Genomic DNA, 23,259 nt, shown 5'->3' with positions numbered 1-23,259 from the left:
GTTCGGCATGAGATCGCCCCCTTTGGCCTTCATCGCCCGGTTACCCTGCCTTATCAGCGCTGTCGCATTCGGGCTGCGGCAGGGTGCTGCCGGGTTGATGAGGCAGAGGCGTTTCGCGGATTGCTGCGGACAATTCGCGCCAGCCGTTTTCTTCGGCGCAGGTTTCCAGGGTGTGCTGCATGGCGCGATAGCGATGCACCACCGCAATGCCCAATTCGGTTACGCGTGCGCCCCCGCTCGCGCGACCGGGGGTCGTTTCGACAAGTCGGTCGCTCCAGCACCGGTTCATCACGTCAACCAATTGCCAGGCGCGGCGGTAACTCATTCCCATTTCGCGGGCTGCGCCGGAAATGGAGCCCGTGGCCATGATCTGTTCAAGCAGGTCGGCCTTGCCCGGACCGATGGCAATGGCATTGTCGCACAGCACTTGCAGCTTTAGTTTGATCATCGGCATTGCCGCGCGCTCCCGGTCATGGTCAGGCCGTGCCGACCCTTGCCCAGGCCTTCGCTGCAATCAAGCATGCAAAACCTTTTGCCGTTGTGCAGTCCTCAACTATTCGGCTGCGATCGAGGGGGCTGCGATCATCCGCTCGGCGAGCAGCCGTCCCGAGACCCAGGCGCATTCGACGCGCGGACCGAGCAGCCAGTCTCCGCATGCACCGAGGCGCTGCGCCTCGTTCCACAGGCATCCCACCCCGGTGCCGGCAGACAATCCATAGCGCCAGCGATGGATCGATTGGCCGATCAACGCGGGCAGGCTTCTCCCATTCTCTGCCTCAAGCGCGGCGATCAGATGGGGGCCTATCAAGTCCGGTGACCATTCGAGATGTTCAAGGGTCCAGGCTGGATCGGCCTGAACAACCCAGCCTTCGGGCCCTGATCGGCCGGGCTTGTCGTTGCTGCGAGCGGCCCACGCGATGATCCCGCTGTCACGCACGATGCCGGTATCATGGGCCAGCCGTTCGGCGAAGGCGAACATGCCGGTCCAACTGGGCTGGGACCGGGCATAGAGCGCCGCTTGTGCCAGTTCGAAATCGTGCAGGGTCATGATCGGCGCGCTCTGTTCTGCCGGAAGTGCGAGAACAACGGCGTCAAACAGCGCGTTGCCCACGCCTTCGCCGACCAGTTGCCAGCGCGCGCCGCGTCGCACGACCCCTTTGATCAGGCGGGAGAAATGGACATTGTGGTGGCTGCAGAGGTGACGCAAGATGGCGTTCATCGTCGGAACACCGACAAACGCATCATGACGCGCGGCGGGCCAATGCGCGACAAGGCCGTCGCGCTCCCACTGCACAACCTGTTCGGCGAAGCCTGCGTCGCGTGCGGTGAAATATTGGGCGCCGAAATCAAACTCGGCAATGCCTTGCGGGGTATCGATGCGCCGGCTGGACATGCGGCCTCCCGGACCGCGGCCTTTGTCGAACAAGGTGACCTTTATCCCGGCTTTGCACAGCGTTTCGGCGCAGGACAAGCCGGCCATGCCCGCGCCTACAATCGCAACATGAAACACGCAGATACGGCCCTTATCCCCGTCCCATCAGCGCGAGCACTTCCTTGCGGCTGCTGGGATCATCGAGAAAGCAGCCCAGCATTCTGCTGGTGACCATGCCGACGCCGGGGGTTCTGACGCCGCGACCGGTCATGCAGCCATGCTGCGCCTCGATGACCACGGCGACGCCCTGTGGGTGAAGATGATCCCAGATGCACCGGGCCACTTCGCTGGTCAGGCGTTCCTGGATCTGGAGCCGGCGGGCATAGCCGTGCAACACCCGGGCCAGCTTGGAAATGCCCACCACCCGATTGCGGGGCAGATAGGCGATCGATGCCACGCCGGTAATCGGCGCGAGATGATGTTCGCAATGGGATTGGAAGGGGATGTCCTTCAATACCACGACTTCATCATAGCCGGCCACTTCGCTGAAAGTTCGCTGCAAGTGAACGGCGGGATCTTCTGCGTAGCCCGCACAATATTCGCGCCAGGCTCTGCCAACGCGGGCAGGAGTGTCGACAAGGCCCTCGCGTGAGGGATCATCACCGGCCCAGCGCAGCAGCGTCCGAATGGCGTCTTGCACGTCTTCGGGCACGATCGCCCTGGCCGCGCCGCGCATTGGCGCGACAGCTTGCACGCCGACATCTGCCGGGCAGCAATCCTGCTCCATGGCATTGCTGTCGAGTGTCACGTAATCCATAATCGGCGGTCCTTGCATGCGGTCTCGATCAAAGCGCAGAAATCGCAACCGAGGCGCGTCGGAGCGGGGCCTTGAATCTGTCTGCATCGAATGGATTGGGCTTTTCCCAATCGTGCTGTAAGGATCGGTGGCATGCTCTGCGAGGACAACATGGTCCTAAGGGCAATTGCGCGCGGGCCGGCAATAGCGTTGGGAGAAGCCATGGCAATTGGTGCGATGATCGAAAACAGCCTCGTGGCTGCAGTGGTAAGCAATCCGCGGCTGGCTGATAATCCCATCGTTGCCTGCAATCAGGCCTTCATCGATTTGACGGGTTATAGCGAAAGCGAGATCATCGGTCGCAATTGCCGGTTTTTGCGGGGCCCGGAAACCGAAGCCCAATTGACCGAGCAACTCCGCGCCGGGATCGCGGCACGGGTGCCCGTCATGGTTGAGATCCTCAACTACAAGAAGGGCGGTGTACCGTTCCGCAATGCGGTGATGATAGCGCCCATTTTTGATGCCGAGGGCGAGATCGAGTATTTCCTCGGGTCTCAGGTCGAGCTCTCGCCCGGCGTGCATGAAGGGCAGATGAGCCGGGCGAGCATTGCGCGCGACAAGGTGGAAAGCTTGCCCAAACGGCAGCGGGAAATCCTCGAATGCATCGCGGCCGGAAAGCTAAACAAGCAGATCGCCTGGGAACTGCAACTGAGCGAGCGCACGGTGAAGCTGCACCGAGCGGCTGTGCTCAAGGCCTTGGGTGTGCGGACCAGTGCCGACGCCATCCGCATGGCCATCGAAGCGGGGCTTTGAGGCCCATTTCCAATTTGGCGGGCAAAAGAGGCTATTGGCGGGGTTGGTTCCCGTCGATATAGGCAGCTTGTGTGCGGGCGTGGCGGAACAGGTAGACGCAGCGGACTTGAGATCGATCATCGCTTGGGTGCGCGCGGGGAAACCTGCGCTGCAGAACTGCTCAAATTCGGGGAACCCTGTGAAATGGCAATCCCGAGCCAAGCCCCCGACAGGATTTTGCCGGGGGAAGGTGTAGAGACTAGACGGGCAGCGCCTAAACCCTCAATGCAGGGCATGGTGAAGGGATAGTCCAGACCACGAACATCGGTTCCGGCCGATGGCGGCGAAAGCCGAAGCTGGTAAGAAAATCCGTTGGGCTTTGCCCGTGCCGGTTCAAATCCGGCCGCCCGCACCATTTATGCCTCGATCAGATCGCGATTGCGATCGGTGCGCATCGTCGCGTGGTCGTGGGGCTTTACCGTTAGGGGTTGATCGAATTTGCCCAGTCGTGCGCCTTCAGGGCATAGGTTGCCGCGTCTGTACAGGTTTGCACGTCGCCCGTAGATACCACGACGGCATCGGAGGGCAGGCTTGCAGGAATGCCGGAACTGCTACCTGCGGAGCCGGGAGCGGTTGCGCCGCCGCCACCTGCAACGGCTGCGGGCTGCACCCGATGAGCGGCAATATAGCGATCAGCATCGGAGCGAGCGTCCGCCAGTTGAGCTTGATAGGCACTGTCTTCCTCCTGCGCTTTGACCTGATAGACGGCCTGTTCGTGTTGCAACGCTGCCTGCGCGATCCGGGCCGCCACTGCCTGCGCCTGCTTGAACTGCTCGGCCTGCACGCGCATGGCCTCGGCATTGGCTACGGCACGTGCGTCGAAATGCCATGCGAGCAGGGACACCGTGGCGAGCGCAGCATAGGGCGCAGCCGTCAGCGCCAGCTTTGCCGGGGAAGGCACCAGAGCGCCGACAAGGCCAGTCACAGCAGATGACCCACCAGCGCCGCCAGAACGACCGCAGGAGCCCAGAACTGCCAGCCTGAGGTGTAAGCAGCCTTGGCCTTGTCAAGCAGGCTCGTTGCGTCGGTCTTGATGGCGGTTTCGGTTTTGCCGGGTGTAGTTTCGATGTCAGCCATTGTCAGGGTCCTTTGCTTTCGGTTCGGTGGAATTGGTGCCCCAGATCATGCCGGTCATCGCGCCGACGATGGCCGGCACATACAGCGACAGCGCGGTCAAAAGGGTTGTCCAGTCGGCCACGACGACCTTGCCGGTGATGACGGTCGCCGCCGCGGCAACGGGAAGGCCGACCAGCAGGACGATAGTGATGATGATGCCGACCAGTCGCCCGATGGCGACAGTTTGATTGTCAGGCCCCGTGAGCGCCTGTTTCAGCCAACCCATGCGAGCGCCTCCTTCTCGACCCGATCAACGCGCTCGATCCACCCCTTTTCGAATGTGGGGAAATCATCGCAGAACCGGTAATAGTCACGCCGCGCATCGCAGAACCGGGCGATCAGCTTGGCCAGCCCGATACTGGTGACATAGGCCTGCACCGCGCGCAGCGTGCCGGGGCCGATCGCGCCATCAGCTTTCGCACCCACGATGGATTGCAGCATCTTTGCCGCGCGCGGCACACCAGCGTTGACGGCGAAGTCAAATACCGCGAGCCCCAGCGCACCGCCGAGATTGTCGCCCGCGATCTTGCACCAATATTGCGTCCGGTAGAGCGGGGCGACATCGATGATGCGCAAGGATCGCATAATCTGTTCCGTGGCAGGCCTGCCGCTCCATGCCTGCCATGTGCGCCAGGTCACGCCGAGATTGGTCATCCCGCCCTTGTCCTGCGGATTGTTGCTGTAGGCGCCTTCCTCGTGCAGAACGAAGCCGAGCGCGTCTGTGAAACCGTGGGTCATTTCCAGTAATGCTCCACCACAGCCAGCAGAACCGCGCCTGCAACAGCTGCTATCCCTGCGAGTACGAACCAACCGCCGCGCAACTGGCTTTCCTTGCTCTCGATCTTGGCAAGCCTCTGGTCGATGCGATCAAGGGTCTGTTCCATCCGGCCAAAACGGTCTTCCATGGCGGCTAACCGTCCTTCCATGCGGCCCATGTCCCTGTGCAGATCTGTGTGGGTTAGGTCAGCCATCTGCCCGCCTCAGTTGAAGTTCGTGCCCCGGATGAAACGGTCGACCTGTGCAGCGCCGGTCAGTGCATCGAGGACATTCACAGCCACCCGCTCCAGAACGTCTGGACCCAGACATTTCGGCTTCCGGCGGTGGTGTACATGAATTCGATGATGCCGATCTTGGTCGCCGCGCCCGTGCCAAGGCTGCCGACATTTGCGCCGACATAGGACGTGCCGAAGCTGACCGTGCGGCTGCCAGTGGCATCCTGAACGAGGATCAGGCGCAAGACTTGACCGCCCGCGTTGTTGGCGGGGTTGGCGATCGTGACGTTCCCGGTCAGCGTCAAGGTCTGGTAGGCGCCCCCCCCGATCGGGTCGGGGGTGTACGTCGACGACGCGCTGGCCGCGTATTGCGATCCTTTGAGGCCGCTAAACTGCAAGGTGCCCTTGTAGAAACCTTGATAGGGGAACTGGTTTCCCGAATAGAAGCCATTTGAGACGTAATTGCCGAGATAGATCTGGCCGATATACGGCGCAGATGCGGCGGTATTAGTGCCTCCGTCGATTTCCAGGGCCAGGCTGGTGGTGTCTGCAGCATTGCCATACGCGCTGATGCCGTCATACGAGCAGGCCAGGCAGCTGTGTGAGTAGACTCCGGCAAGGCCGCCCCTGAACAGGCCCGAAACCTTGTTGGCCCATCCGTTAAGGTTGATCAGGAAATGCCCGGCGGCGGTGCCGTCGTTGCGCTCCACATCGACGCGCATGTCCCACCCGAGGGTAGCATAGAGGTAAATTTCCTCGTTGACGCCCGTCGGGAGCGTACCGGCGGTGAGGTTCACACCCACCACCGAATCGATCACCGAGCTTTCGCTCATCCCTTCGACATGCAGCCCGCGATAGGCGTTGGAGATCGAGCGCACCTGGCGCAGCGTGTCGGCGATGCCGAAGCTGCCCGCAGTGCCTCCCTGCGTGTGGATGAAGAAGCCATCGGCGCCATTTGCATAGGCAAGAACCTGATCGACGGCCCACTGTTCCTGCCGGGCGGCGTTGATGCCGTGGCCCGGTTGGCCGGTCACGCTGACGCGCTGGAGCGTATTGAGGCCCATCGTCTGGGTCGTGGCGCCCACGGGCTCATAGCGGATGCCGTTGTTGATGGTGAAGAACGGATAGGCCGAGGTGCCCCCGTTGTTCGCCGCAGCGCGCGCGGTGGACGAGATGATTTGCAGATCGCTGATCTGGACGTTCTGGCCGCGCACGACCATGGCGTCTCCGGCATAGTCCTGCGCGTAGCCCGCGCCGCCTGCAGTGACAGTGCCGCCCGTGACCGCGCCGGAGGCCACGGTGAGAGTGACGGTTGCGCCGGAGCCGACGACCGACCCTGAGGCGTTGTAGGTGACAAGCGTGGCGGTAGGGGCGCTGGTGCAGCCGGTGCCGCCATTGAGCACGCGCACGGCCACGAGCGCGCCATAGTCGATCACCGGATAGAGCGAGACACCAGAACAACCGCCGCTGCTGACCGTGAACTGCGGCGCGGGCTGTGTGCTGGCAAAATCGGCGAGGATGACGGTGCCGTTGCGGCCCGCGCCGCGCAGGCGGAATCCGACATTGGTCATCGGCTGCATCACCACGAGCGGTTGCGTGATGCGGATCTGGCCGGCGGGCAGCACGACCTCGTAAAACTGCGCATTGGCATACGTGCTGGCGGCCGTGGCGGCGGCGGTGATCGCATTGGCCAGCGTGGTATCGTTCGCGGTGACGCCATCGGCGACCACGCCATAGGCCTTGGCATAGATCGTGACTGTGGCGGGCGCGGCGGCCGTGTTCTGCGCGATCGCGGCTGCGGCCTTGGCCTGCGTGGCGAGGCCGCGCGCGGTGGTATCGACCTGGGCGGAAGCGACGGACGGGATCGCCACAAAAGCGAGCGCGGCGGCAACACGAAAGGATTGGATCATCGGGTGCCTCACTGATGCAGGTTCGCAACCACCGTCCCGGCGGTCAGCGTGATCTGAAGGTAATAGGTGGCAAGCGCGCTGGTTTCGGTGGCGACCTGTTCGTTGGCGATCGCTCCGGTGATGCCGGAAAAGGTATAGGCGGCCCAGGGCTGGCCAGCGGCAGTCAGCCCGACTTTCGTGGCGCCGCCGTCGACCGAGCGCAGGATCTGCGCCGTGCCGGATGCTGCGATGGTCGCGTTGAGCAAGCACCATATTGCGCGCGCAAGCTGCGGGGTAAACGGGCCGAGGGTGTGTACGGTCGTGTCGGAGATCGTCGCGGTCAACGGGGCTGAGACCGCCGTGACATAGGGCGATGTCAGCGTAGTAAGCGTGGCGTTGGAAAGCGCCTGGTTCGCTGCGGTGGCTGCGCCGCCAAGCGAGCCTAGGTTGACAGTGCCAACGCTGTTCGCACTGGCGGCAAGCGTCGTGACCGTCATTTCGGCAAAAGTGCCGTCGCCCATGTCGACAAGGCGTTTCTTGACAACACTGCCGGAAACACCGGGCAGGAGGTCAGGTGTGGTAATATCGGCCATGCGTCGCTCCTTGTCCCCGGTCTCTATGGATCGGGGCGGTTGCCTGCGGGGGTGAAGGAAGTGTGCGGCGATCGCGGCAAAGGCGCTGATCGCCATCTCTTGTGATCTGGTCTTACGATTGACCGATCTGGCTTTGGATCGCGTCGGTGACAGCATTTCCGATCGTGGTGCGGTCGCCGGGATCGATCCGGTTGAGCCGCAGCAGTGTGTCGGCCCTGTTTTGTATGGCGGGCAGCGCTTCGTCCGGCAGGCTGTTGGCGTTCATGACTTCATGCTGGGCGACAGCGTCGAGTATCGCCGTCCGTCGGTCTTGCGGATCGCGCGCGTCCTGGCCTGTGGCGACGGCGGCCTGGTTTTCTGCAATTCGCGCCAGGTCTGCCGGATTTACGGTGCCGATCAGCGGTGCGAGGTTCACTTGGGAAAAGATGTCGGGCGATTGGCGTTGCAAGAGTTCGAGCCGAAGCGCTGTGGCATTATCCGGCGCTGGTGTTGTCGCGGCTTGCGCTGCGCCGCGCAACGCCGCATCGACTCGGGCGAGTGCCGTGGGGGACATTTGCGCGGCAAGATCGGCGGGCAGATCGGCGGCATGCCTGATGCTGTCGGGAGACGCCGCAAACAGGGAAACGATCGATCGGCCCGCGCCGGCATCGTTTGCCGCCAACTGCGCCTGATCCGCCGTCATCCGGCGCACGGCAAAATTGGTGGCAAGAACCTGATCTTCGGGCGAAAGATCGCCCCGTTGGGCAATGCGATCGCGCATCGCCGAAATGTCCCAGGACCGTGGCGTATCCGCCTGTCCGATAACTGCGCCGATCCCGCCCGCATTGCGCAACAACGTTCCGGCATCGGCTGCATCGCCCGCCGGAGACGTGGCCGCCAGCGTGATGACCGGGCTGGCGCTGCCGATGACATGCCCCGGGGTGACCAGATCGCCGGGCGCAACGGCTGCCATCCCCAGTCCGCCATAGGCGGTGCTGCTGCCGTCGGGATGCAAAATCCGTACCGTTGCGTTGTCCGGCGCACCGTCGAGTGCGGTAACCGTGCCACCGGCGATCGGATGAACGGCGGCTCCGGTGGGCGCTGAAATCGCAATCGCGTCGGGCGAGGGCGGCGGCGTTTCGGCGCCGGCTGTCTGGGCGTTGCCGCCGGCCGCTTCGCCAAAGATCGAGGCCATGCGTTGCGTCTGTGCAGCCTGACCCAGCCGTGCCACTGCCACTTGGTAGGCTGCCGGCGCCAGTGTGTCGCCCCAGCCGCCCATGATGTGCGCGGCAAATTCCGGCTCTCCGGCCGCAAGGGCCTGACCGACAGCTTTCGCCACGGCTCCGCCAACCGCCGTGCGCACGACGGCCGCGCGATCGTCCTCATTTTCCGCGTTGCCGGTCTGGCCTGCGGCAATTGCCTTTACCGTGTCGAGCCCTTGAACAAACCGGGCCGGATCCTGCCAGGCAGAGGCCGCCGCCTGCTGGGCGGACTGCAACTCCTGATCGGTGACTGCCTGCCGCTCGACGCCGGCCTGGCGCAAGGCGTGGCCGGTGATTTGATTGGCGGCATCGTTCAGCGCCGGACCGATCTGCTGATCGTATGCCGTGATCATGCCCGGTGTTCCCAGCGCTGCCTGACCGGCAGCCTGGATCTTTGTCAGTTCGTCGAGTGCCTGGGGCTGCGTGGCAACGGCTGCACCGCCATTCAGGCCGGCATGGGTATCGACCAGATTGGTCAACGCCGCCTTGTCCTGCAACGCTCGCGCCCGACCGGCTGTGTCATCGGTCAGCGCCTGAATCGCCGCATGAATCGATGACATCTGGTTCAGATCCGCACCGCCTGCCACCAGTACGCGCCCGATGGTATTGCCCAATGTCGGCCCCGAGGGCGCCGTAAACCGGGCGTGATAGGCTTCTACCGGGGTGAAGGTCGGGGTATAAGTCGGCGCGCGCATCATAGCCCCATCCCCGCCTTGAACGGCGCATACTGGCTTGCGCCGCCCAGCGCCGTGCCAAATCCGCCGCCACCGGATGAACCGGCGCCAAGCAGGCCGGTGCCCAGATTGAACAGGCCTCCGACCAGTGCGGCATTGCCCCGGCTGTTTGCCACAGCGGCCTGCCCGAGATCATTGGCGACTGCGACGTCGGAACCGATCAGGTTCTGGTTGCCCTGGGCATAGATTCGGGCGAGGTTTTCCTGCCCCAGGATCTGCGTGTCGTTCACCGCATTGGCCGCCGTGCCATAGCCTGTGGCATCGCCGTTGGCGGCTGCCGTCATGTTTTGCTGACCGCTGACCGAGGCCATCTGCCGGTACTGCTGCAGCGCGGCATCACGCATGTTCTGCTGGCCGATCTGTGCCGCATTGCTTTCCGCTGCGGCATTGGCGTTGGCAGCGGCGGCCTGGGCTCTGGCCTGGCCTATCGACGCGGCCATGTTGACCCCGGTGCCGATGGCTCCAAGGCCTGTCGCGATAAGAGGCACGATGGGCGCACACATCACATGATCTCCCGGATGAAACGTCGAAAGGCGATACCACGCATGACGACAAGCTCCTGTTCCACGGTAAATCCCCAGTGTTCGAGCAGGCGGATCGCCGCCCGGTTTTCCGAGGACACGAAATTGCGCAAGCGAATGCCATGGCGATGCATCGCAGCAAGGATCGCCGGGCCTTGCGCGATCAGCGCGCGACCGTGCCGCGCGACCAGGTCGCTGCCCAGAAACCAGGGCACGGCGTCGCCACCCGCTGCGGATTCGACGACCACCCCAAACATTGCGTGGGGCTCGCCATCGACGAGCGCGGTCCAGACTTGTGCGCTCACGGCAAGCCCATGGCGCAGCGCCTGACTGGCGGACCGCCCCATCGCCTCGCACTCGATCCGGTCGATCGCGCGCAAACGTCGGGCAAGCGCGTCGACATGGGTATGATCTCCAGGCACGAGCCGGATGGAGGACGTGGCCTTGCCCATCATCCGCCGATCACCGGATCAACCGCGACGCCCAGCAGCGTAAAGGGCATCGGCGCGGTTTGCCTGATCCAGACGGTGCATTCGTCCCGAACCTTGTTGTCCATGGTTACCTGGTAGGTGCCGTCATACAGTGCGTTCGGGGCGTCGGTGGCACGGGGCACGACAGGAAACAGGTCCTGGCTGCCAATCCCGGCCTCGATTGGGCCCGTTTCGCGCAATGTGAGCACAGCCTTCGCCGGATTTTGCATTCTGCCGATGTTGGATCCTGCCCCGGGCATGGTGATCCGCAGCGGCAGGGTTTCGATATCGACTTCATAGGGCAGCCCAAACGACACGTTCGATGCCGTGCCGATCGATGATGGCAGCGTGATCGTGCCGTTGGTTACAGTCAGCCCGGATACGGGAACGCCGTCGGCCAGACCAGCCACATTGGTACATCCCTCAAGATGCCACAGGCCGGTGAAAGTCGATTGCGGCGCGGCCAGGCTGGCTGAAACCGCGCAGTCGAGAAAGCAGCAATCCGAAGGCGTATCCCACAAGTGCGAGACCATGCGTTCGACGAAACAGCTCGTCTTGCCCGCGATCGTGCGCTCGACGATCAGGTAGACCCGATCCTCGCCATTTTCGGTGATCGAGCAGACCGACAGGACATTGCCGGCGGTCTCGCAAAGTGTCCAGCCCCAGACGTTCTGTTCTTGCTCCCAGGTAAAACACAGCAGGGCGCCGTCATCACGCGCAGCCCAGATCAGCGATCGGGGTTCCTGGCTGTAACACCACGACACGATTGTATGGCCTTCGAAGAAATGCGGCGAAAATATCGTGATGTCATTTGCGCGCAGGCCATTGATGACATAATTATAACCCAGACTGCGGATCGAGCATCCGATCGACGGGACATAGAACACGACGTTGTCGACCACCAGCGGCGGCAGTCGCGACGAACCGCGGCCGACCTGCCGCTGGATCGACGGCGGAGTCGATCCGTTAAGCGGCCCCCCGCCGGCACTGCCGGCGATGGCGAACACGCTGTCGCTGGTCAGTGCCAAAAGCGACGTGGTCGAAGTCAACTGGTTCACCGAATTGACGCGGCCCGCCATGATGGCGAAACTCATGCCATCATCGGCGCGCAAGGGCGTCGAATAGTCCATGTTCTCGATCAGGCCCGACTTTGATGTCCAGATGCCGTGCGGTACATTCGTCGAACGAGCCCAGATCGAGCGCTGCTCAAACAGCGTCACGGTCGACGGGTAGTTTCCCGCAGAGGAAAACGGATTGTTGGCCATAGGCGGAGCCTGGGTATAGGCCGGGCCAATATTGTCATCGATGAAGGTCAGGCTGGTAGTCGTGCCGATGTATCCATAAAATTGGGTGTTGTCGGCCTTGTAGATGTTGTATCGCGTCGCCCTCGATGCCGCCGTCCACGTCAATGTGTTGTAATTGCGTTTGAGCGTCAGGTCGTTGTATGCGCTTGCCGTAGGCGAGGCACGGCTTTCCTCGGTGGTGTTGTCGTCCACCGCGGTGACACAATACTTGGCAGTCTCGGGGAAATAATTCAGCCCGTTGTTGGCCACATCGGTATCCGCCACGGTCGCGCTGATTGTGCAGCTTGCCGGTGCGGCGATCGTGGGGGTGAACTGTACCGTGTTGAACGACCAGTTGGTGTTGCTCGACCGTACCAGCTTGGTTGGTGGATGGCTGAGATGCGCCAAATACAGCGTGTCGGCGGTCTGTTCGTAATCGAGATCGGCCAGTTCTACGCCGTTGTAGGGTGAACCGGCCTGGTACACGCGCGAAGCTCCCATTGGGTCAATCCTTCTGGCGATTGCTGCCAAGGCCGCCGCCGTATGATACGGTCGGCGCAAGCGTGGTCGACGATGGCGGTGGAACCGCAGGTGGCGGGACGACGATGGGCGGAGAGGTGTTCGCCGTCCCGCCGGTACAGCCGGAAAAAGCCGGGCAAGTGGTGGTGTCGGCATTGATCGTCAGCGTGTTTGCATCGATCACTGCCGTTACGGACCAGGTGCGGTAATTGAGCACGGCGCCCATGCCGTCTGCGACCCCGTCGATATAGATCAGGTCGCCGACTGCAAAGCCGTGGAAAGCGATAGTCAGCCGCGCATTGGCCGCATTGGTTATCGCGGTGATCGGCTGTTCGCCTTCCAGGATGCGCCCGCCCAGCGCGCAGGGCGCCATATAGCCCTGGCCCATTTCCAGCACATAAGTCTGGGTCATCGAAAACTGGAAGGGGACCAGCCGGGTGGGTTGACCGGCGTTGATGACGGTCCCGACCAGCCGCGTGCCCGGGCGCTTGGTCACGCCGCCGTATTTCATCACGATCACGTTGCGCGCCTGGCGCAGTGCCGATTGCCATGCGTCGACGTCAAACCGGCCGTAAAGTTCCGGGGCCAGTTCGCCTTTGCTGAAATTGACCTGGGGAATGCGCATCGTCACAGCTCGCCCCCAATTCCGGCACGGGCAAACGCTGCCTCGCTGATATAGCTGGCCGGGCGCCTGACCCGCTGGTTGTAATCCTCGGCAATGGCGCGGGCCCGGGCGAGTTCGGCTGCAGCGCCAAGTTCACGGGCAAGCCCGGTGTCCTTGCGGATCGGAATGGCAACGCGCGCGGCAAGTTCGAGCGCAAAGGCGCGCTGGACGAGCGGCGGCAGACTTGTCGGATCGGTCAGCACCGCGCCATAGACCAGCGTTGCGTTTTTCACGTTGGTATAGATCAGGCCCCCTTCGTGCAGAAAGGCGAGCTGGATCGAATCCTGCACAGGAAACGGAAAAGGTCCGCCTTGCGGCAACCAGCAGGCATTGTCCTGCACTTGGCGGATGGCCAGCGGGCGGGCGCAATTGGCCGGCACGGCATAGGCATGGGTCCATTCCGCCGGGCGATCGTTGGTCACTTCCGTCAACGCTGCGCGCGTGACCGCCCAGCTCCAGTCCGACCACAGCGAGACTTCGGCGAGCAAAGGTGCGGCGAAGCGGCTGACTTCGCGCGCCTCGATCGAGCCGTCGGTGACGTCAGTGATCGGGCCTGCGGCGATTTCCGCCAGAGCCATGTTGCAGATGTCGTCAAGCGTTGCCATGCCGGAATGTCCTGTGAAATGCCTGGCTGGCGAACCGATAAGGTTCGTCGGTCGAATGCTGGGGAGGGGATGCGGAGCGTCGATCGGGTTGACGCCCCGCATCCCTCTTACGCAGCGATCATTTTGCGGTCGGCGCTGCGGTGCGGCGCGCCGGGGTGGTTGCCGCGGGCGGCGGGGTTTCCAGGGGAATCCACGCGTGGCCCGGGGTCTCGTCGCTGTTGAAGATCTCGCCTTCCGCAATCAGTCGGCGTTCGCTGCTGAGATAGATCGCCTGCCTGGCGCGATAGGCCGGCATCAGATGCCACCGGCGCCGATGTTGCTCTGACGGCTGGCGACGATTGCCGCGTTGATGGTCCCCTGCGTCGCGGTCCCGGCCACGGTATAATACAGACGCAGGTAACGCGCGCTGGCGTTCTGCACGAGGTGCGGAACGCGGAAAAGATAGCCGGTAACCAACTGCGCCGCAGCAACGGTCGCGCCGCTGTCGACGGTCGTCCAGGTGGCATTGTCGGGCGAAGTCTGGACCGAAACCTGCAGCGAGGTGAGCCCGGCAAAGGCCTGAGCGACCGAAACCGACAGGTCGACCGGCTCGCCCCGGCCAATATCGCGCACCAGCGGATTTGTGGCGCCAAACGGCGTGCCGGTCACGCCAAGGTCGATGGTGTTGATCGACGGGGCCGAAACGGTCACCGCCTGCTGGTCGCTGAACACGAGCGAAGTGTCGATGATCATGAAGAAATATCCTTGTTTTCAAGGGAAATTGCTTTGAGGTGCCGACCGGATCAGGCGCCAGGCGCGCGATCCGGTCGGCCGACCGGAATCTTAAGAAACCAGCGTTTCGGTGGAGAGCAGCGCGTCGGTTTCGCGGACGGGAATGCCGCGCCAGGTCAGCACTTCTTCGCCCTGGATTTCCATCGGGGTCAGACGGACGAAATTGTCGACGCCGGAGCGGCTGTTACTGCCTTCGGCATCAAGCGCTTCGAGCAACGTGCGGTTCATGTAGATCACGGTGCGACCAGGGCTGATCTGCCCTTCGGCTTCGAGGCGATACGCGCGCCGACCCTGCAATTTGTAGTAGGCATGACGCATCAGCGGGTTGAGCGCGATCGAACCGGCGATGACGGTGGGCACGTCGATATTGCAGATGCGCGCGTTGTAGCGCCAGTCCTTGACACACAGCCCGACGTGCTGCGTGAACTTTTCTTCCTTGACGTAGAAGGGGTTGCCGTTCGCATCGAGCACCCGCTGGCGCCCCATGTCCTCGCGCTGGATGCCGCCTGGGATATTGTCGGGCACGATCACCGAGGTCTGGGCATCGCCGTGCGTGACGAACCAGATCGAGGTGTTGTTCGAGCCGGTCGCGCCGGCGCTGATCACATTGGGGTTCTGCTGCGAGTTGAAGCGCGGCCCCATGCCGTGGAACTGCTTGCCGTTGACCTTGACGTCGGAATACCAGATCGCGCTTTCGACGGTTTGCGCAATGGCTTCGAGGAAACCCTGGCCTTCGACCAGGCGCAGCTTTGCCGATTCCGCCGGTTTCAGGTTGAGCAGGCGTTCATCGACGCTCGACAGGCCTTCGACAAAGCCGGTCGTGTCCTTGACTTCGGTATAATTGCCCTTGGACTGGGCAATGCCTTGGTACAATGCGCCCCACGATACCGAGGGCAGGCCGGTGCGGATCGACGAGCGATGCTCCGTGCCGCTGTTGCAATTGACGACGTTGGCGTCTTTCATGAACGGCGTAAGCTGGGTCAGCGCTTCGACCACATCGCCGATGCCGTCGCTGCTGGACTTCAGAACGTCGATCAGATTCCAATACGAGCTGCCAAGAATGGCCATAGCTTAGGTCTCCTTAGGGGGAATCCCGCAAAAAACGGCGGGCACGGATGGCGCCGGCTCGGGGGTATCGGGCGCGATGTGGCCGGCATCATTCGCTCCTTGAGGCGTCGGTGCTGCCTGCAAGATGCAGGCGGCACCGACGCGCAATTCAGCGTCCGTCGTCGGGATAGAGCCGTTCCCAGATCGGTCGTGACCGGCTGCTGGCGGTCATCGGACGGACAAGCCCGCCATCTTCACCGACCAGTTCGCCAAGGCGGCGAAAGGCGCGGATCATGTCGGGGTGATTGCCAAAGCCGCTGGTGTTGAGCGCTTCGCGAAACGGGTGTCCTTGCGCATAGCCCAATGCGTCGAGCGCCTTGGCGGCCAGGTGTTCGGTTTCCGCGCGGCGCACTCCGCCGATTTCGGGGTCGGCGACAAAGGCGTCATGCCAGGTCTTTTTCTGGACGGCGGCGGCGTCCTCGATCTGGCGCACCAGACTTTCCTGCGTGCGCGCCATGATGTCGCGCGCCACCGGCAGGAGCTTGTTGGCGGCATCGTTGCTCAGCCCGATTTCGCGCAGCACCGGATCGGCGTTTTGAACCAGCGACGGATCGATCGCAAAGCCTTCGAGCATCAGCTCGTATCGCTCGGGCGTGATCGGCGCAGACGGCTGGGGAGCAGGTGGGGGAATGTTCGGTGTCGCAATCGCGGGCTGATCGCCCATGGTCGAGACCGGCGCCTGGCTTTCGGTCGGGGCGGTGGTCTCAGCCGGTGTGGGGGAGCTCGTCATAGCGGGCGTTGTCGCGGGTACGGCGTCTGTCACTTTGGCTTTCCTTGCAGTTGAGCGCCTCGGTCAGGCACAGGCCAAGCGTGGTGATCCCGTCGGGATCGCCGCTGCGAACGGCTTCGCTTTGACCTGCGTGGACCAGCATCAGGATGTCGAAACCCAGCGCGCGGCGGCCTTCGAGATGGCCGAGATCGCGGCTTGCTGCTGTGCTCGCCGAAACTGTCTGCCCCAGGATCCCGGCGTTTTGGATCGCGGCGAACAAAAATCGGCGAAATTCCGGCCGGGTCAGCAGAAACTCGGCATCTTTCGCGTCGAATGGCATGGGCAGGCCCCGGCTCTGGCGCCGAAACAGGGCGCGTGTTTGACGAATGTCGTGGGAACGATCAGGCGGGAGGCAGCAGCCGCGCGAGCAAGCTGTCGCCGTTGCCCACATCGGTCGCCGCGAGCAGTCGTGCGGCGTCCGCGCCGGCTTTCATCGCCGGCATCGCCGCCAAAGTCCGGGCCGTGGCCGCCTGTTCGGCGCGTGCCTTGCGCAAGGCGGCGACTTCGCGGGCCGGACGGATCAGCCGGGCGGGGGCCCCGGCGCGATAGCCGTATTCGTCGATTGCCTCGTCGAAATCGATCTTGTCGAGCGCATCGGGATGGACCGCAGCCAAATTCCCGACAAAGCCGACCACGCGTTCGATCTGGCCGAGACCGACCATTCGCTGCATCTGCTGAAGGATCGACACGAATTCGACATTGAGCTGCTTTTCGGACAGCGCGGGTGGAACCGGCGGCAAAAACCCGCCCCGGTGCAAGATGCCAAAGCCGCGCTCGATCGCGACCTGGAGCTTTTCGTTGGCGACCCGCTCGATCACCGGGCCCAACTGAGTCAGCTTTTCCTCGTTGCGCGCGGCGATTTCCTCGACCGTGCGCGGCTGGATTCCGGCCATGTTGGTGATCGCGTTGAACAAGTCGGCAAACGCAAGCGAATCAATCTGTCGCCGGCATTTGTCCATTTCCTCGCCGATCGCTGCGACCGCCTGATAGGGCATCTGATAGGGGATGAAGATCTGATCGCGATCGACCCCTGCCGCGGCCACGACGCGCCCCGGCTCGCCGGTCAGCCGGACATTGGGCGGCGCGATCTTTTCGGGCTTGACCATCTGGTCGATCGCTTCGTTGCGGCGCTTGGCCTGCATCTGCAATTCGCGCAACGCGGGCAACGCTTCCATGCCGGGCGAAACGCCATACGTATCGCCGCCGACAACGTCCCAGCGCGGCGCCCAGAACGGCTGTTCGTGATAGCCCGACAGGCGCAGCACGGTGTCCGACCGATCGGACGGATCCCAATAGACCGATCGCCAGGGCTTGGCGCCGAATTGCATCGGATTGTAATGCGGATCGGGCTCGATCGCGTGATAGATCTCGACCGGCGCTTCATACTGGCTGCGATCGTAAAGCGAGCGGATCACCGGCGAACAGGCCTCGCCAAACGTCTCGACCGCCTGTTTCACGCTCATCGGGCAGACGCGGTAGAGCGTGTCGGGCGTCAGAGCGTCGGACAGGCCGATCCAGTATTCGCCGAAAGTCAGCGCATGGCACACTGCGCCCGCAGTCGGATGTTCGACCATGACGCAGCCTTCGGTGCCAAACAGGCCCATTTCGCCATAGCCCGATTTGGCGGCGGCATAGAAATTGGTCGACGCGAAAAAGGCGTAGAGGCGCCGTTCCACGTCCGACAGCCATGCACGAACGCCGTTGGCCTGCATCGCCGCATCGTCGGTCAGTTTCAGCGTGAACCACGGCCGCGATGCGCTCGACAATCCGCTGGTCATGCCATTGGTCAGCGTGCGAAATGCCTCGATGCCGTGCGGATCGAACAGCGTCTTGTTCCACATGCGACGGCGCCCGCCGTTCTGGTCCTTGCTGTTGCGCAAGAACCGCGATCGCGCCGGCTGGGCAAAGCGCGCGATCTGCTCGGTCTCCGATTCGTAGTCGGTCCGTATCGATTTCATCAGCGCCAGCCGCTGCTCGCAGTGGCTGCGAATATCTGCGTTCCCGGTCATTCGCCTTTGGCTCCTCAACCCAGCGTGGGCTTGCTGACGCTCGGCGCTCCGAGCACGCCTTGCGGCCCGGTGACCATGCCGGCCAGCACGGTACGCTGCCATGCCTCGGGGTCAGCGGTGCCGGCAGGGGCGCCCTGGTCGGGCAATTGCACCGGTTGCCGAACCGGCACGGTCGGGATCGTCGGGGTGCTGCACATGCTGGCCTCCTGTGGTTGACGAGCACGGCTTAACCCAGGCATGATTCGCTTTGGATCGCGCGTCGTCGATTTTTATGGTCATCATTGACCAATAATTCACGGACGCCTACGACACGCCCGGCGCGCCGGTCGGGCGCCCGGGATGTGAAGGCGATGTCAGGCGAAAAACGGCGAAACCGGCGCGGAGCCGTCACCCGCGATACGATTCTCGGCGCGACGATCGAGTGTCTGCACCACCATGGCTACGCCGGGACAACGGTCGCGGTGGTGCTGGCTGAGGCCGGGCTTGGCCGGGGGTCGGTGCTCAACCAGTTTCCCAACCGCATCGCGCTGATCGCCGGTGCCTTTGCGCGGGCGATGCGCGCGATGGTCGATTGCGTCGAGGCCGGTGCGGCAGTCGATCCGGTCGCACGCCTCATGCACCTCGCACTGGCGATCCGGGAATCCTATCGCCTTCCGGCGGCGACGGCCGTGACCGAAATCCTGCTCGCCTCGCGTTGGGACAGGGATCTGGCGGCGGCGATCCGCCCCGATGCGTTGCGCATGGAAAGCGAAATTGACGCCATCATGACCCGGATCGCCGATGCTGCCGGGGTCGCGGCCGTCGAGGATCTGAAAGTCCATGCGCGCACGCTCGTCGCCAATTTCCGGGGCCTTGCGATCGAATTGATGCTCAGCCCCGACCGCGCGATGATCGAGCGCGCGATCGTCGCCCAGCTTGCCGATCATGCCAGAGTCTGCCGCTTGCTTCTTGCCGGGCACGGGCTCGCTCAGTCCAGCTCGGTATAGCGATCATCGTCGCGCATTGCGGCCACGCGTTCGGGATCGAGCCAATTGGGCACGCGTCGCGGCAGGACCGGCTCGGCAAACGTGCAGGCGAGCGCATCGGCCCAGTCAGGCGAGGGCAGGCCCCGGCGCTTCATGTCGACTTTGCGTTCCAGCCTGATGCGCGTGTCGTCGGCGGCGAAACCATACGTCGGCCCGGCCAGATCGTCGCGCAGGCGCGGCACGTCGGGAATGGCGCCGCGCCGCAGCCAGGCGCGCATCCGCGCCCAGATTTCGGCACGCTTGTTGGCGGTATGCACCGCGACACCGGGCTCCAGCTCGGCATCGCGGCCTTCGCCGCCAAACCACACTTCGATCACCGGCACATCGCCGACCAGCTGGCGCAGCCGGTCGACGATCGCCGCGCCGATATTCCCGGCATCGACCATGATCGCATCGGGCTGCCAGCGCTGCGTGGCCAGCGCGATGTCACCGGCGAGCTGCATGGCGTCGGTGGCGCGCCATGATTGCCAGGGCCGCGATCGTGCATCGCTGCCGCAACGGATCGCCAGCACGCTTTCATCGTCGCCATAGCGAGCGCAATCGACGCCAAAGATCACCGGCTCGCCCCCGGCCATATCCGGAACCGCGCGCGCTTGCGCGGCCTCGATGTCGCGCGCGCCAATGAACTGCATGGCATTGGACGACGGAAACTGGCCGCGCACCCGCACGCGGGCGACATCGGAATCTTCGCCGAATGTGCGTATCAGCTCGTCGAGATAGGCCTTGTTGGTGCCTTCGACATCGCGCGCGTCGATTTGCGCGGTGCGCCACAGCGCGCGATGGCGGCCAAAACATTCGCGAAAAGCGCCGCCGGCATTGGTCGGGTTGCCAAAAGCCAGCCAGATGATTTCGGTATCGGCATCGGTCAGCGCGCCAAGCGCCACTTCCCAGACTTTGTCGGCGATCCCCGAGGCTTCGTCGAACACCAGCACGATGCGCTTGCCCTGATTGTGCAGCCCGGCAAACGCTTCGGTATTGCTCTCGCTCCAGGTAACCAGGTCGCAACGCCAGGATTTTTCGCGCCCCGGCATTGTCGAAATCATCGCCGTCGCGCTTTGCCGAAACCATGCCGACGTCAGCGACATCTGCGCCCATTTGCCCAGTTCGGGCGCAGTCTTGGTGCGCAACTGCGCCTCGGTATTGGCAGTGACAATGACGCGCGTATCCGGGCAGGTGTCGAGCGCCCATTTGATCAGCATGCCGATCAGCGCCGACTTGCCGATCCCGTGGCCCGACGCGCGCGCCACTCGCAACGGCTGAAATCGTCGCGCCGGATCGGACAAGTGATCGCGGATCTCCTCCATCACCGCGCGCTGCCAGCCGCGCGGGCCGGTCATTTCGGCAAGATCGCCTTCGCCCCAGGGGAAGGCATAAAGCGCATAGCCGAGCGGATCGGCGGTAAATGTGCCGATGTCATCGGCCAGCGCCAGCACCGGGTCCGTTTCGGCCTTATCCATCCTGTGGACTTGCTTTTTCATCCGATGCTGCCTCCGCGCCTGTTGCCTGGCTCTGCCGATGCACGCGCTGGCGGGCGCGTTGGATCGCGGCAACGGGATCGCCCGCGCTCGAAAACTCGAAATCCTGGCGCGGCTTGCCCCAGGCGCGGTCCAGCACGGCATTGGCGGCGCTGACCCGCGCTGTCGCCGGAGCATCGCCATTGGTCATGATCGCAACGAGCGTTGCCAGGGCATCGCCGGTATGCGCCCGCGCCATGGCGGCATCGCCACGTCTCTGGCCGTTTGGCGGGGCAGGTGTGGCGGCAGCGGCCTTGCGCGTTCTCGTCCTGGGCGTGGTCTGCACGGTGGCCTGCTTGGTGGCTGGAGCGCGTTTGCGCGGGCTTGCGGGTTTCCCGCCCGTTTCAGCGTGCGGCATAAGGCTTGCGATCGCTTGGCAGACCCATCGCAGAGGCGGAGCGCGCTCCGCGTCGAACCAACGGTCGATCCGCCTGCATCGATGGATGGCGCGCGGTCTGCTTGCCGGTGGCCACGATTTCAACGAGGCGAAACCGCTGAAACCGGCTGACCCGAATCAGGCCCCTGCTTTCCAGCTTGCGCACCAGTTTGGGGCCCATCGAGCTCGAATTGAATCCGGCGGCGACTTCGATGTCGATATTGACCGGACAAGGCTGCCCGTTTTCGGCGGCATGGTTGATCAGGCGATAGGCAATGCGTTCCGCTGCGCCCAATGCATCGGCAGGGATGTGCGGCGGCATGGGAAGAGGCGCAAGGCTGCATGCGGCTTCCTCGTCCCAGAACGCGTCAAGACAGTTTCCGGCTTGTTTCATCGGGGTCTGCTTCATCAACGTCTCAATCTCCCAATGGTGTCGACTGCCGCAGGGCGGTGGGCGGAAATGGGGCGGTGGGCGGAAATGAGGCGGTGGGGCGCCGGAATGGCGCACCCACCGCCAGGCTTTGCGAGCGCCGCTGGGGAAACGGTCGCTGGCCATGCGGCCGGGCCGGCTAAGGATCGCCGGAAGGGACAGGACTGTGCCCTGTCGCCACCGAAACCCAGAAGGGGGGAGGGGGGTGACTCGGTGGTTCGGCCTGCATGTGAACGGCCTACTGCATAATCTGATTTTCGGATACAACAGACGATCCGAAAATGGTGATAATTCGCTTTTCGGATTACAGTTAATCTGATATTGCGTTGAAACACACTTTCACAGGGGCCGCTTGATGCGTGCTTTCGATGCCATGCTTGTGCGCCAGACCATGAAGGCGCGCTCGATCAGTCAGGCTCATCTGGCCGAGGCGCTCGGGTTTGCCAGTCAATCGGCGGTCTCTGCGCTCTTGGCCGGAAAGCGCCGCGTTACTGTCGATGAGGCCGCCGCGATCTATGGCTTGCTCGGGCTCGATGCGACCGGTCAGGCCCGGGCGCCGTCGGCGCATGCGTTTGCGCCGCCCGAATCCGCTTCGGCACGGCTTCGTGAATCCGGTCCCGATGAAGCCGTGCCGGATTACGGCATCGTTCCGGTCATTGGTATTGCGGGCGCGGGGCGTTGGCGTGAAGCTGTCGAAGTGCCCCTGGGGCACATGCCCGTTCCCGGGCGTCTGGCCGGACGCGGCGCATTCGGCATCGAAGTGAGCGGTGATTCGATGGATCTGCTGATTGAGGATGGCGGATTGATCCTGGTCGATCCGGGGCAAAAGGAACTGTCTCCCGGCGGGGTCTATCTGATCGCCAACAGCGGCGGTGAGGCGACGGTCAAGCGCTATCGCCGCGAACCGGCCCGCTTCGAGCCCTGCTCCAGCAATCCGGCGCATCGGGCTTTCCTGGTCAGCGATGACGATTTCTCGGTGCTTGGCAAAGTTGTCTGGAAAAGCGCCCCGGTTATCTGATGTCGGCGTGATCGGATAAAGAGTCGCTTGTGGGGTGCGATTGAAAATATCTGAATAACGGATAAATCCTGAAGCCACATCGCTGCAGGAGCGTAATCGATGCCCCCGTCGCCCCTATCGGCCCCATCGTCCCTATCTGTCTGTGCGCCGAGCAGTTTGTGGCATCAATCGCGGCGCGCGCGCGATCTGCTGGCCGGGCTTGGGCCTGCCGATGTCAGGCTGGCGCTGGCGCGCGGCGGCCCCGGTCCGGATCGCCTCGTCTGGTGCCCGGCGGGCGACTTTGGTGCCGCGACGTTCGATGCTCTGGCCGGGCTGCGCGAAGCGGCTGTGGGCCCGGCCTTTGCCCTCGCCCGCGATGATTGCGCGCGCGCTGCCGCGCTGGCCGTAGCACAACGTGCGCCAAGCGTTGCAGCGGCTGTTGCGGCCCGCTTTGGCGATCCCGACCGCTGGCTCGGCCACGGTCCGATCGAAGCGACGCGCCGGTTCCGCGCGAACTGGACCTGAAGCAGACGAAAAGGAGGCCTAGTGGATTGCTTTTGACATTTGCATCCCGCCATCCGGATAGCACGGTCGCAAATGTCAGAATCGGACCA

General features: G+C 63.6%; 30 protein-coding genes. 4 read left to right on the top strand and 26 right to left on the bottom strand.

What is annotated here, in order from left to right; all coding sequences use genetic code 11:
* Positions 1-40 precede the first annotated feature (40 nt).
* The 3 genes from AQZ50_RS19325 to folE all read right to left on the bottom strand — a co-directional run bounded on the left by AQZ50_RS19325 (position 41) and on the right by folE (position 2,108).
* A complete protein-coding gene (locus AQZ50_RS19325) occupies positions 41-448 on the bottom strand; it encodes a winged helix-turn-helix domain-containing protein (RefSeq protein ID WP_369801445.1) in 408 nt (135 codons plus the stop codon).
* Positions 449-553: 105 nt separating this feature from the next.
* Positions 554-1,510, bottom strand: coding sequence for an NAD(P)/FAD-dependent oxidoreductase (locus tag AQZ50_RS19320; protein ID WP_255354649.1), 957 nt, complete (start codon positions 1,508-1,510; stop codon positions 554-556).
* Between the two features lie 13 nt (positions 1,511-1,523).
* Positions 1,524-2,108: a GTP cyclohydrolase I FolE gene (gene folE, locus AQZ50_RS19315; RefSeq protein WP_067749174.1), complete on the bottom strand. Its 585-nt coding sequence runs from the start codon at positions 2,106-2,108 to the stop codon at positions 1,524-1,526.
* A 282-nt stretch (positions 2,109-2,390) separates the two neighbouring features.
* Between folE and AQZ50_RS19310 the strand changes: the two genes are divergently transcribed.
* Complete coding sequence (locus AQZ50_RS19310) at positions 2,391-2,981, top strand: LuxR C-terminal-related transcriptional regulator (RefSeq protein WP_067749142.1); 591 nt, start codon at positions 2,391-2,393, stop codon at positions 2,979-2,981.
* A 460-nt stretch (positions 2,982-3,441) separates the two neighbouring features.
* Here AQZ50_RS19310 and AQZ50_RS19305 read toward each other — a convergent pair whose 3' ends face one another.
* The 20 genes from AQZ50_RS19305 to AQZ50_RS19225 all read right to left on the bottom strand — a co-directional run bounded on the left by AQZ50_RS19305 (position 3,442) and on the right by AQZ50_RS19225 (position 18,500).
* Complete coding sequence (locus AQZ50_RS19305) at positions 3,442-3,945, bottom strand: hypothetical protein (RefSeq protein WP_156427456.1); 504 nt, start codon at positions 3,943-3,945, stop codon at positions 3,442-3,444.
* A complete protein-coding gene (locus AQZ50_RS20650; protein ID WP_156427455.1) occupies positions 3,942-4,097 on the bottom strand; it encodes a hypothetical protein in 156 nt (51 codons plus the stop codon). The genes AQZ50_RS19305 and AQZ50_RS20650 overlap by 4 nt, the downstream gene beginning before the upstream one ends.
* Positions 4,090-4,362: a hypothetical protein gene (locus AQZ50_RS19300; protein WP_067749140.1), complete on the bottom strand. Its 273-nt coding sequence runs from the start codon at positions 4,360-4,362 to the stop codon at positions 4,090-4,092. Before AQZ50_RS19300 ends, AQZ50_RS20650 begins: the two co-directional genes overlap by 8 nt.
* A complete protein-coding gene (locus AQZ50_RS19295) occupies positions 4,350-4,874 on the bottom strand; it encodes a glycoside hydrolase family 108 protein (protein ID WP_067749137.1) in 525 nt (174 codons plus the stop codon). The genes AQZ50_RS19300 and AQZ50_RS19295 overlap by 13 nt, the downstream gene beginning before the upstream one ends.
* Positions 4,871-5,107 (bottom strand): hypothetical protein, encoded by a 237-nt coding sequence (locus AQZ50_RS20645; protein WP_156427454.1) that lies wholly within the window; start codon positions 5,105-5,107, stop codon positions 4,871-4,873. Before AQZ50_RS20645 ends, AQZ50_RS19295 begins: the two co-directional genes overlap by 4 nt.
* Before the next feature lie 77 nt (positions 5,108-5,184).
* Positions 5,185-7,038 carry a hypothetical protein gene (locus AQZ50_RS19290; protein ID WP_067749135.1) on the bottom strand — a complete coding sequence of 618 codons (1,854 nt, stop codon included), beginning with the start codon at positions 7,036-7,038 and terminating at the stop codon, positions 5,185-5,187.
* A gap of 8 nt (positions 7,039-7,046) precedes the next feature.
* Positions 7,047-7,610: a hypothetical protein gene (locus tag AQZ50_RS20830; RefSeq protein WP_197412566.1), complete on the bottom strand. Its 564-nt coding sequence runs from the start codon at positions 7,608-7,610 to the stop codon at positions 7,047-7,049.
* Positions 7,611-7,722: 112 nt separating this feature from the next.
* Positions 7,723-9,546, bottom strand: a complete 1,824-nt coding sequence (locus tag AQZ50_RS19280; protein WP_231730423.1) for a M23 family metallopeptidase — start codon at positions 9,544-9,546, stop codon at positions 7,723-7,725.
* Complete coding sequence (locus AQZ50_RS19275) at positions 9,546-10,088, bottom strand: hypothetical protein (RefSeq protein WP_067749129.1); 543 nt, start codon at positions 10,086-10,088, stop codon at positions 9,546-9,548. Before AQZ50_RS19275 ends, AQZ50_RS19280 begins: the two co-directional genes overlap by 1 nt.
* On the bottom strand, positions 10,088-10,558 hold the full coding sequence (locus tag AQZ50_RS19270) for a hypothetical protein (RefSeq protein ID WP_067749168.1): 471 nt from the start codon (positions 10,556-10,558) through the stop codon (positions 10,088-10,090). Before AQZ50_RS19270 ends, AQZ50_RS19275 begins: the two co-directional genes overlap by 1 nt.
* A complete protein-coding gene (locus tag AQZ50_RS19265; RefSeq protein ID WP_067749127.1) occupies positions 10,558-12,360 on the bottom strand; it encodes a phage tail protein in 1,803 nt (600 codons plus the stop codon). Before AQZ50_RS19265 ends, AQZ50_RS19270 begins: the two co-directional genes overlap by 1 nt.
* Positions 12,361-12,364: 4 nt before the next feature.
* A complete protein-coding gene (locus AQZ50_RS19260) occupies positions 12,365-13,003 on the bottom strand; it encodes a phage tail protein (protein WP_067749125.1) in 639 nt (212 codons plus the stop codon).
* A gap of 2 nt (positions 13,004-13,005) precedes the next feature.
* Entirely contained in the window at positions 13,006-13,647 is a 642-nt protein-coding gene (locus tag AQZ50_RS19255; protein ID WP_067749123.1) for a phage connector family protein, read from the bottom strand.
* 118 nt (positions 13,648-13,765) lie between these two features.
* Complete coding sequence (locus AQZ50_RS20640) at positions 13,766-13,942, bottom strand: hypothetical protein (protein ID WP_156427452.1); 177 nt, start codon at positions 13,940-13,942, stop codon at positions 13,766-13,768.
* Entirely contained in the window at positions 13,942-14,379 is a 438-nt protein-coding gene (locus AQZ50_RS19250) for a Bbp16 family capsid cement protein (RefSeq protein WP_067749120.1), read from the bottom strand. The genes AQZ50_RS20640 and AQZ50_RS19250 overlap by 1 nt, the downstream gene beginning before the upstream one ends.
* A gap of 90 nt (positions 14,380-14,469) precedes the next feature.
* Positions 14,470-15,486 (bottom strand): major capsid protein, encoded by a 1,017-nt coding sequence (locus AQZ50_RS19245; RefSeq protein WP_067749118.1) that lies wholly within the window; start codon positions 15,484-15,486, stop codon positions 14,470-14,472.
* A gap of 148 nt (positions 15,487-15,634) precedes the next feature.
* On the bottom strand, positions 15,635-16,255 hold the full coding sequence (locus AQZ50_RS19240; protein WP_156427451.1) for a hypothetical protein: 621 nt from the start codon (positions 16,253-16,255) through the stop codon (positions 15,635-15,637).
* Positions 16,230-16,574, bottom strand: a complete 345-nt coding sequence (locus tag AQZ50_RS19235; RefSeq protein WP_067749112.1) for a hypothetical protein — start codon at positions 16,572-16,574, stop codon at positions 16,230-16,232. The genes AQZ50_RS19240 and AQZ50_RS19235 overlap by 26 nt, the downstream gene beginning before the upstream one ends.
* Positions 16,575-16,635: 61 nt before the next feature.
* Positions 16,636-18,303 (bottom strand): portal protein, encoded by a 1,668-nt coding sequence (locus AQZ50_RS19230; protein WP_231730422.1) that lies wholly within the window; start codon positions 18,301-18,303, stop codon positions 16,636-16,638.
* Positions 18,304-18,317: 14 nt separating this feature from the next.
* Positions 18,318-18,500, bottom strand: a complete 183-nt coding sequence (locus tag AQZ50_RS19225; RefSeq protein WP_067749109.1) for a hypothetical protein — start codon at positions 18,498-18,500, stop codon at positions 18,318-18,320.
* 153 nt (positions 18,501-18,653) lie between these two features.
* On the opposite strand from AQZ50_RS19225, the gene AQZ50_RS19220 reads away from it, so the two are divergent.
* A complete protein-coding gene (locus tag AQZ50_RS19220) occupies positions 18,654-19,289 on the top strand; it encodes a TetR/AcrR family transcriptional regulator (RefSeq protein WP_156427450.1) in 636 nt (211 codons plus the stop codon).
* Here the strand turns inward: AQZ50_RS19220 and AQZ50_RS19215 are convergent.
* From AQZ50_RS19215 to AQZ50_RS19205, 3 genes are read right to left on the bottom strand one after another with little or no spacing between them, the layout of a single operon-like run.
* Entirely contained in the window at positions 19,271-20,785 is a 1,515-nt protein-coding gene (locus AQZ50_RS19215; RefSeq protein ID WP_067749103.1) for a terminase, read from the bottom strand. The two genes, AQZ50_RS19220 and AQZ50_RS19215, sit on opposite strands and share 19 nt — an antisense overlap.
* Positions 20,778-21,128 (bottom strand): hypothetical protein, encoded by a 351-nt coding sequence (locus AQZ50_RS19210; protein ID WP_156427449.1) that lies wholly within the window; start codon positions 21,126-21,128, stop codon positions 20,778-20,780. The genes AQZ50_RS19215 and AQZ50_RS19210 overlap by 8 nt, the downstream gene beginning before the upstream one ends.
* A gap of 58 nt (positions 21,129-21,186) precedes the next feature.
* Positions 21,187-21,612, bottom strand: coding sequence for a hypothetical protein (locus AQZ50_RS19205; protein ID WP_156427448.1), 426 nt, complete (start codon positions 21,610-21,612; stop codon positions 21,187-21,189).
* Between the two features lie 391 nt (positions 21,613-22,003).
* On the opposite strand from AQZ50_RS19205, the gene AQZ50_RS19200 reads away from it, so the two are divergent.
* On the top strand, positions 22,004-22,666 hold the full coding sequence (locus AQZ50_RS19200) for a LexA family protein (protein ID WP_067749094.1): 663 nt from the start codon (positions 22,004-22,006) through the stop codon (positions 22,664-22,666).
* Between the two features lie 99 nt (positions 22,667-22,765).
* Positions 22,766-23,170: a hypothetical protein gene (locus tag AQZ50_RS19195; RefSeq protein ID WP_156427447.1), complete on the top strand. Its 405-nt coding sequence runs from the start codon at positions 22,766-22,768 to the stop codon at positions 23,168-23,170.
* The last annotated feature ends 89 nt before the right edge of the window (positions 23,171-23,259 follow it).

This window comes from Novosphingobium sp. Fuku2-ISO-50, assembly GCF_001519055.1.
GTDB lineage: Bacteria > Pseudomonadota > Alphaproteobacteria > Sphingomonadales > Sphingomonadaceae > Novosphingobium.
Note: the sequence above shows the minus strand (reverse complement) of the source record. Positions and strands in the feature narration are given on the sequence as shown.

Coding starts and splice junctions, on each gene's coding strand:
- folE (WP_067749174.1), bottom strand. CDS start 2,108: ATGCGCGGCGCGGCCAGGGCGATCGTGCCCGAAGACGTGCAAGACGCC.
- AQZ50_RS19265 (WP_067749127.1), bottom strand. CDS start 12,360: ATGGGAGCTTCGCGCGTGTACCAGGCCGGTTCACCCTACAACGGCGTA.
- AQZ50_RS19325 (WP_369801445.1), bottom strand. CDS start 448: ATGATCAAACTAAAGCTGCAAGTGCTGTGCGACAATGCCATTGCCATC.
- AQZ50_RS19270 (WP_067749168.1), bottom strand. CDS start 10,558: ATGGGCAAGGCCACGTCCTCCATCCGGCTCGTGCCTGGAGATCATACC.
- AQZ50_RS19250 (WP_067749120.1), bottom strand. CDS start 14,379: ATGATCATCGACACTTCGCTCGTGTTCAGCGACCAGCAGGCGGTGACC.
- AQZ50_RS19275 (WP_067749129.1), bottom strand. CDS start 10,088: ATGTGTGCGCCCATCGTGCCTCTTATCGCGACAGGCCTTGGAGCCATC.
- AQZ50_RS19300 (WP_067749140.1), bottom strand. CDS start 4,362: ATGGGTTGGCTGAAACAGGCGCTCACGGGGCCTGACAATCAAACTGTC.
- AQZ50_RS20645 (WP_156427454.1), bottom strand. CDS start 5,107: ATGGCTGACCTAACCCACACAGATCTGCACAGGGACATGGGCCGCATG.
- AQZ50_RS19290 (WP_067749135.1), bottom strand. CDS start 7,038: ATGATCCAATCCTTTCGTGTTGCCGCCGCGCTCGCTTTTGTGGCGATC.
- AQZ50_RS19280 (WP_231730423.1), bottom strand. CDS start 9,546: ATGCGCGCGCCGACTTATACCCCGACCTTCACCCCGGTAGAAGCCTAT.
- AQZ50_RS19310 (WP_067749142.1), top strand. CDS start 2,391: ATGGCAATTGGTGCGATGATCGAAAACAGCCTCGTGGCTGCAGTGGTA.
- AQZ50_RS19255 (WP_067749123.1), bottom strand. CDS start 13,647: ATGGCAACGCTTGACGACATCTGCAACATGGCTCTGGCGGAAATCGCC.
- AQZ50_RS19235 (WP_067749112.1), bottom strand. CDS start 16,574: ATGCCATTCGACGCGAAAGATGCCGAGTTTCTGCTGACCCGGCCGGAA.
- AQZ50_RS19220 (WP_156427450.1), top strand. CDS start 18,654: ATGTCAGGCGAAAAACGGCGAAACCGGCGCGGAGCCGTCACCCGCGAT.
- AQZ50_RS19225 (WP_067749109.1), bottom strand. CDS start 18,500: ATGTGCAGCACCCCGACGATCCCGACCGTGCCGGTTCGGCAACCGGTG.
- AQZ50_RS20640 (WP_156427452.1), bottom strand. CDS start 13,942: ATGCCGGCCTATCGCGCCAGGCAGGCGATCTATCTCAGCAGCGAACGC.
- AQZ50_RS20650 (WP_156427455.1), bottom strand. CDS start 4,097: ATGGCTGACATCGAAACTACACCCGGCAAAACCGAAACCGCCATCAAG.
- AQZ50_RS19205 (WP_156427448.1), bottom strand. CDS start 21,612: ATGAAACAAGCCGGAAACTGTCTTGACGCGTTCTGGGACGAGGAAGCC.
- AQZ50_RS20830 (WP_197412566.1), bottom strand. CDS start 7,610: ATGGCCGATATTACCACACCTGACCTCCTGCCCGGTGTTTCCGGCAGT.
- AQZ50_RS19245 (WP_067749118.1), bottom strand. CDS start 15,486: ATGGCCATTCTTGGCAGCTCGTATTGGAATCTGATCGACGTTCTGAAG.
- AQZ50_RS19215 (WP_067749103.1), bottom strand. CDS start 20,785: ATGGATAAGGCCGAAACGGACCCGGTGCTGGCGCTGGCCGATGACATC.
- AQZ50_RS19295 (WP_067749137.1), bottom strand. CDS start 4,874: ATGACCCACGGTTTCACAGACGCGCTCGGCTTCGTTCTGCACGAGGAA.
- AQZ50_RS19230 (WP_231730422.1), bottom strand. CDS start 18,303: ATGACCGGGAACGCAGATATTCGCAGCCACTGCGAGCAGCGGCTGGCG.
- AQZ50_RS19200 (WP_067749094.1), top strand. CDS start 22,004: ATGCGTGCTTTCGATGCCATGCTTGTGCGCCAGACCATGAAGGCGCGC.
- AQZ50_RS19260 (WP_067749125.1), bottom strand. CDS start 13,003: ATGCGCATTCCCCAGGTCAATTTCAGCAAAGGCGAACTGGCCCCGGAA.
- AQZ50_RS19240 (WP_156427451.1), bottom strand. CDS start 16,255: ATGACGAGCTCCCCCACACCGGCTGAGACCACCGCCCCGACCGAAAGC.
- AQZ50_RS19195 (WP_156427447.1), top strand. CDS start 22,766: ATGCCCCCGTCGCCCCTATCGGCCCCATCGTCCCTATCTGTCTGTGCG.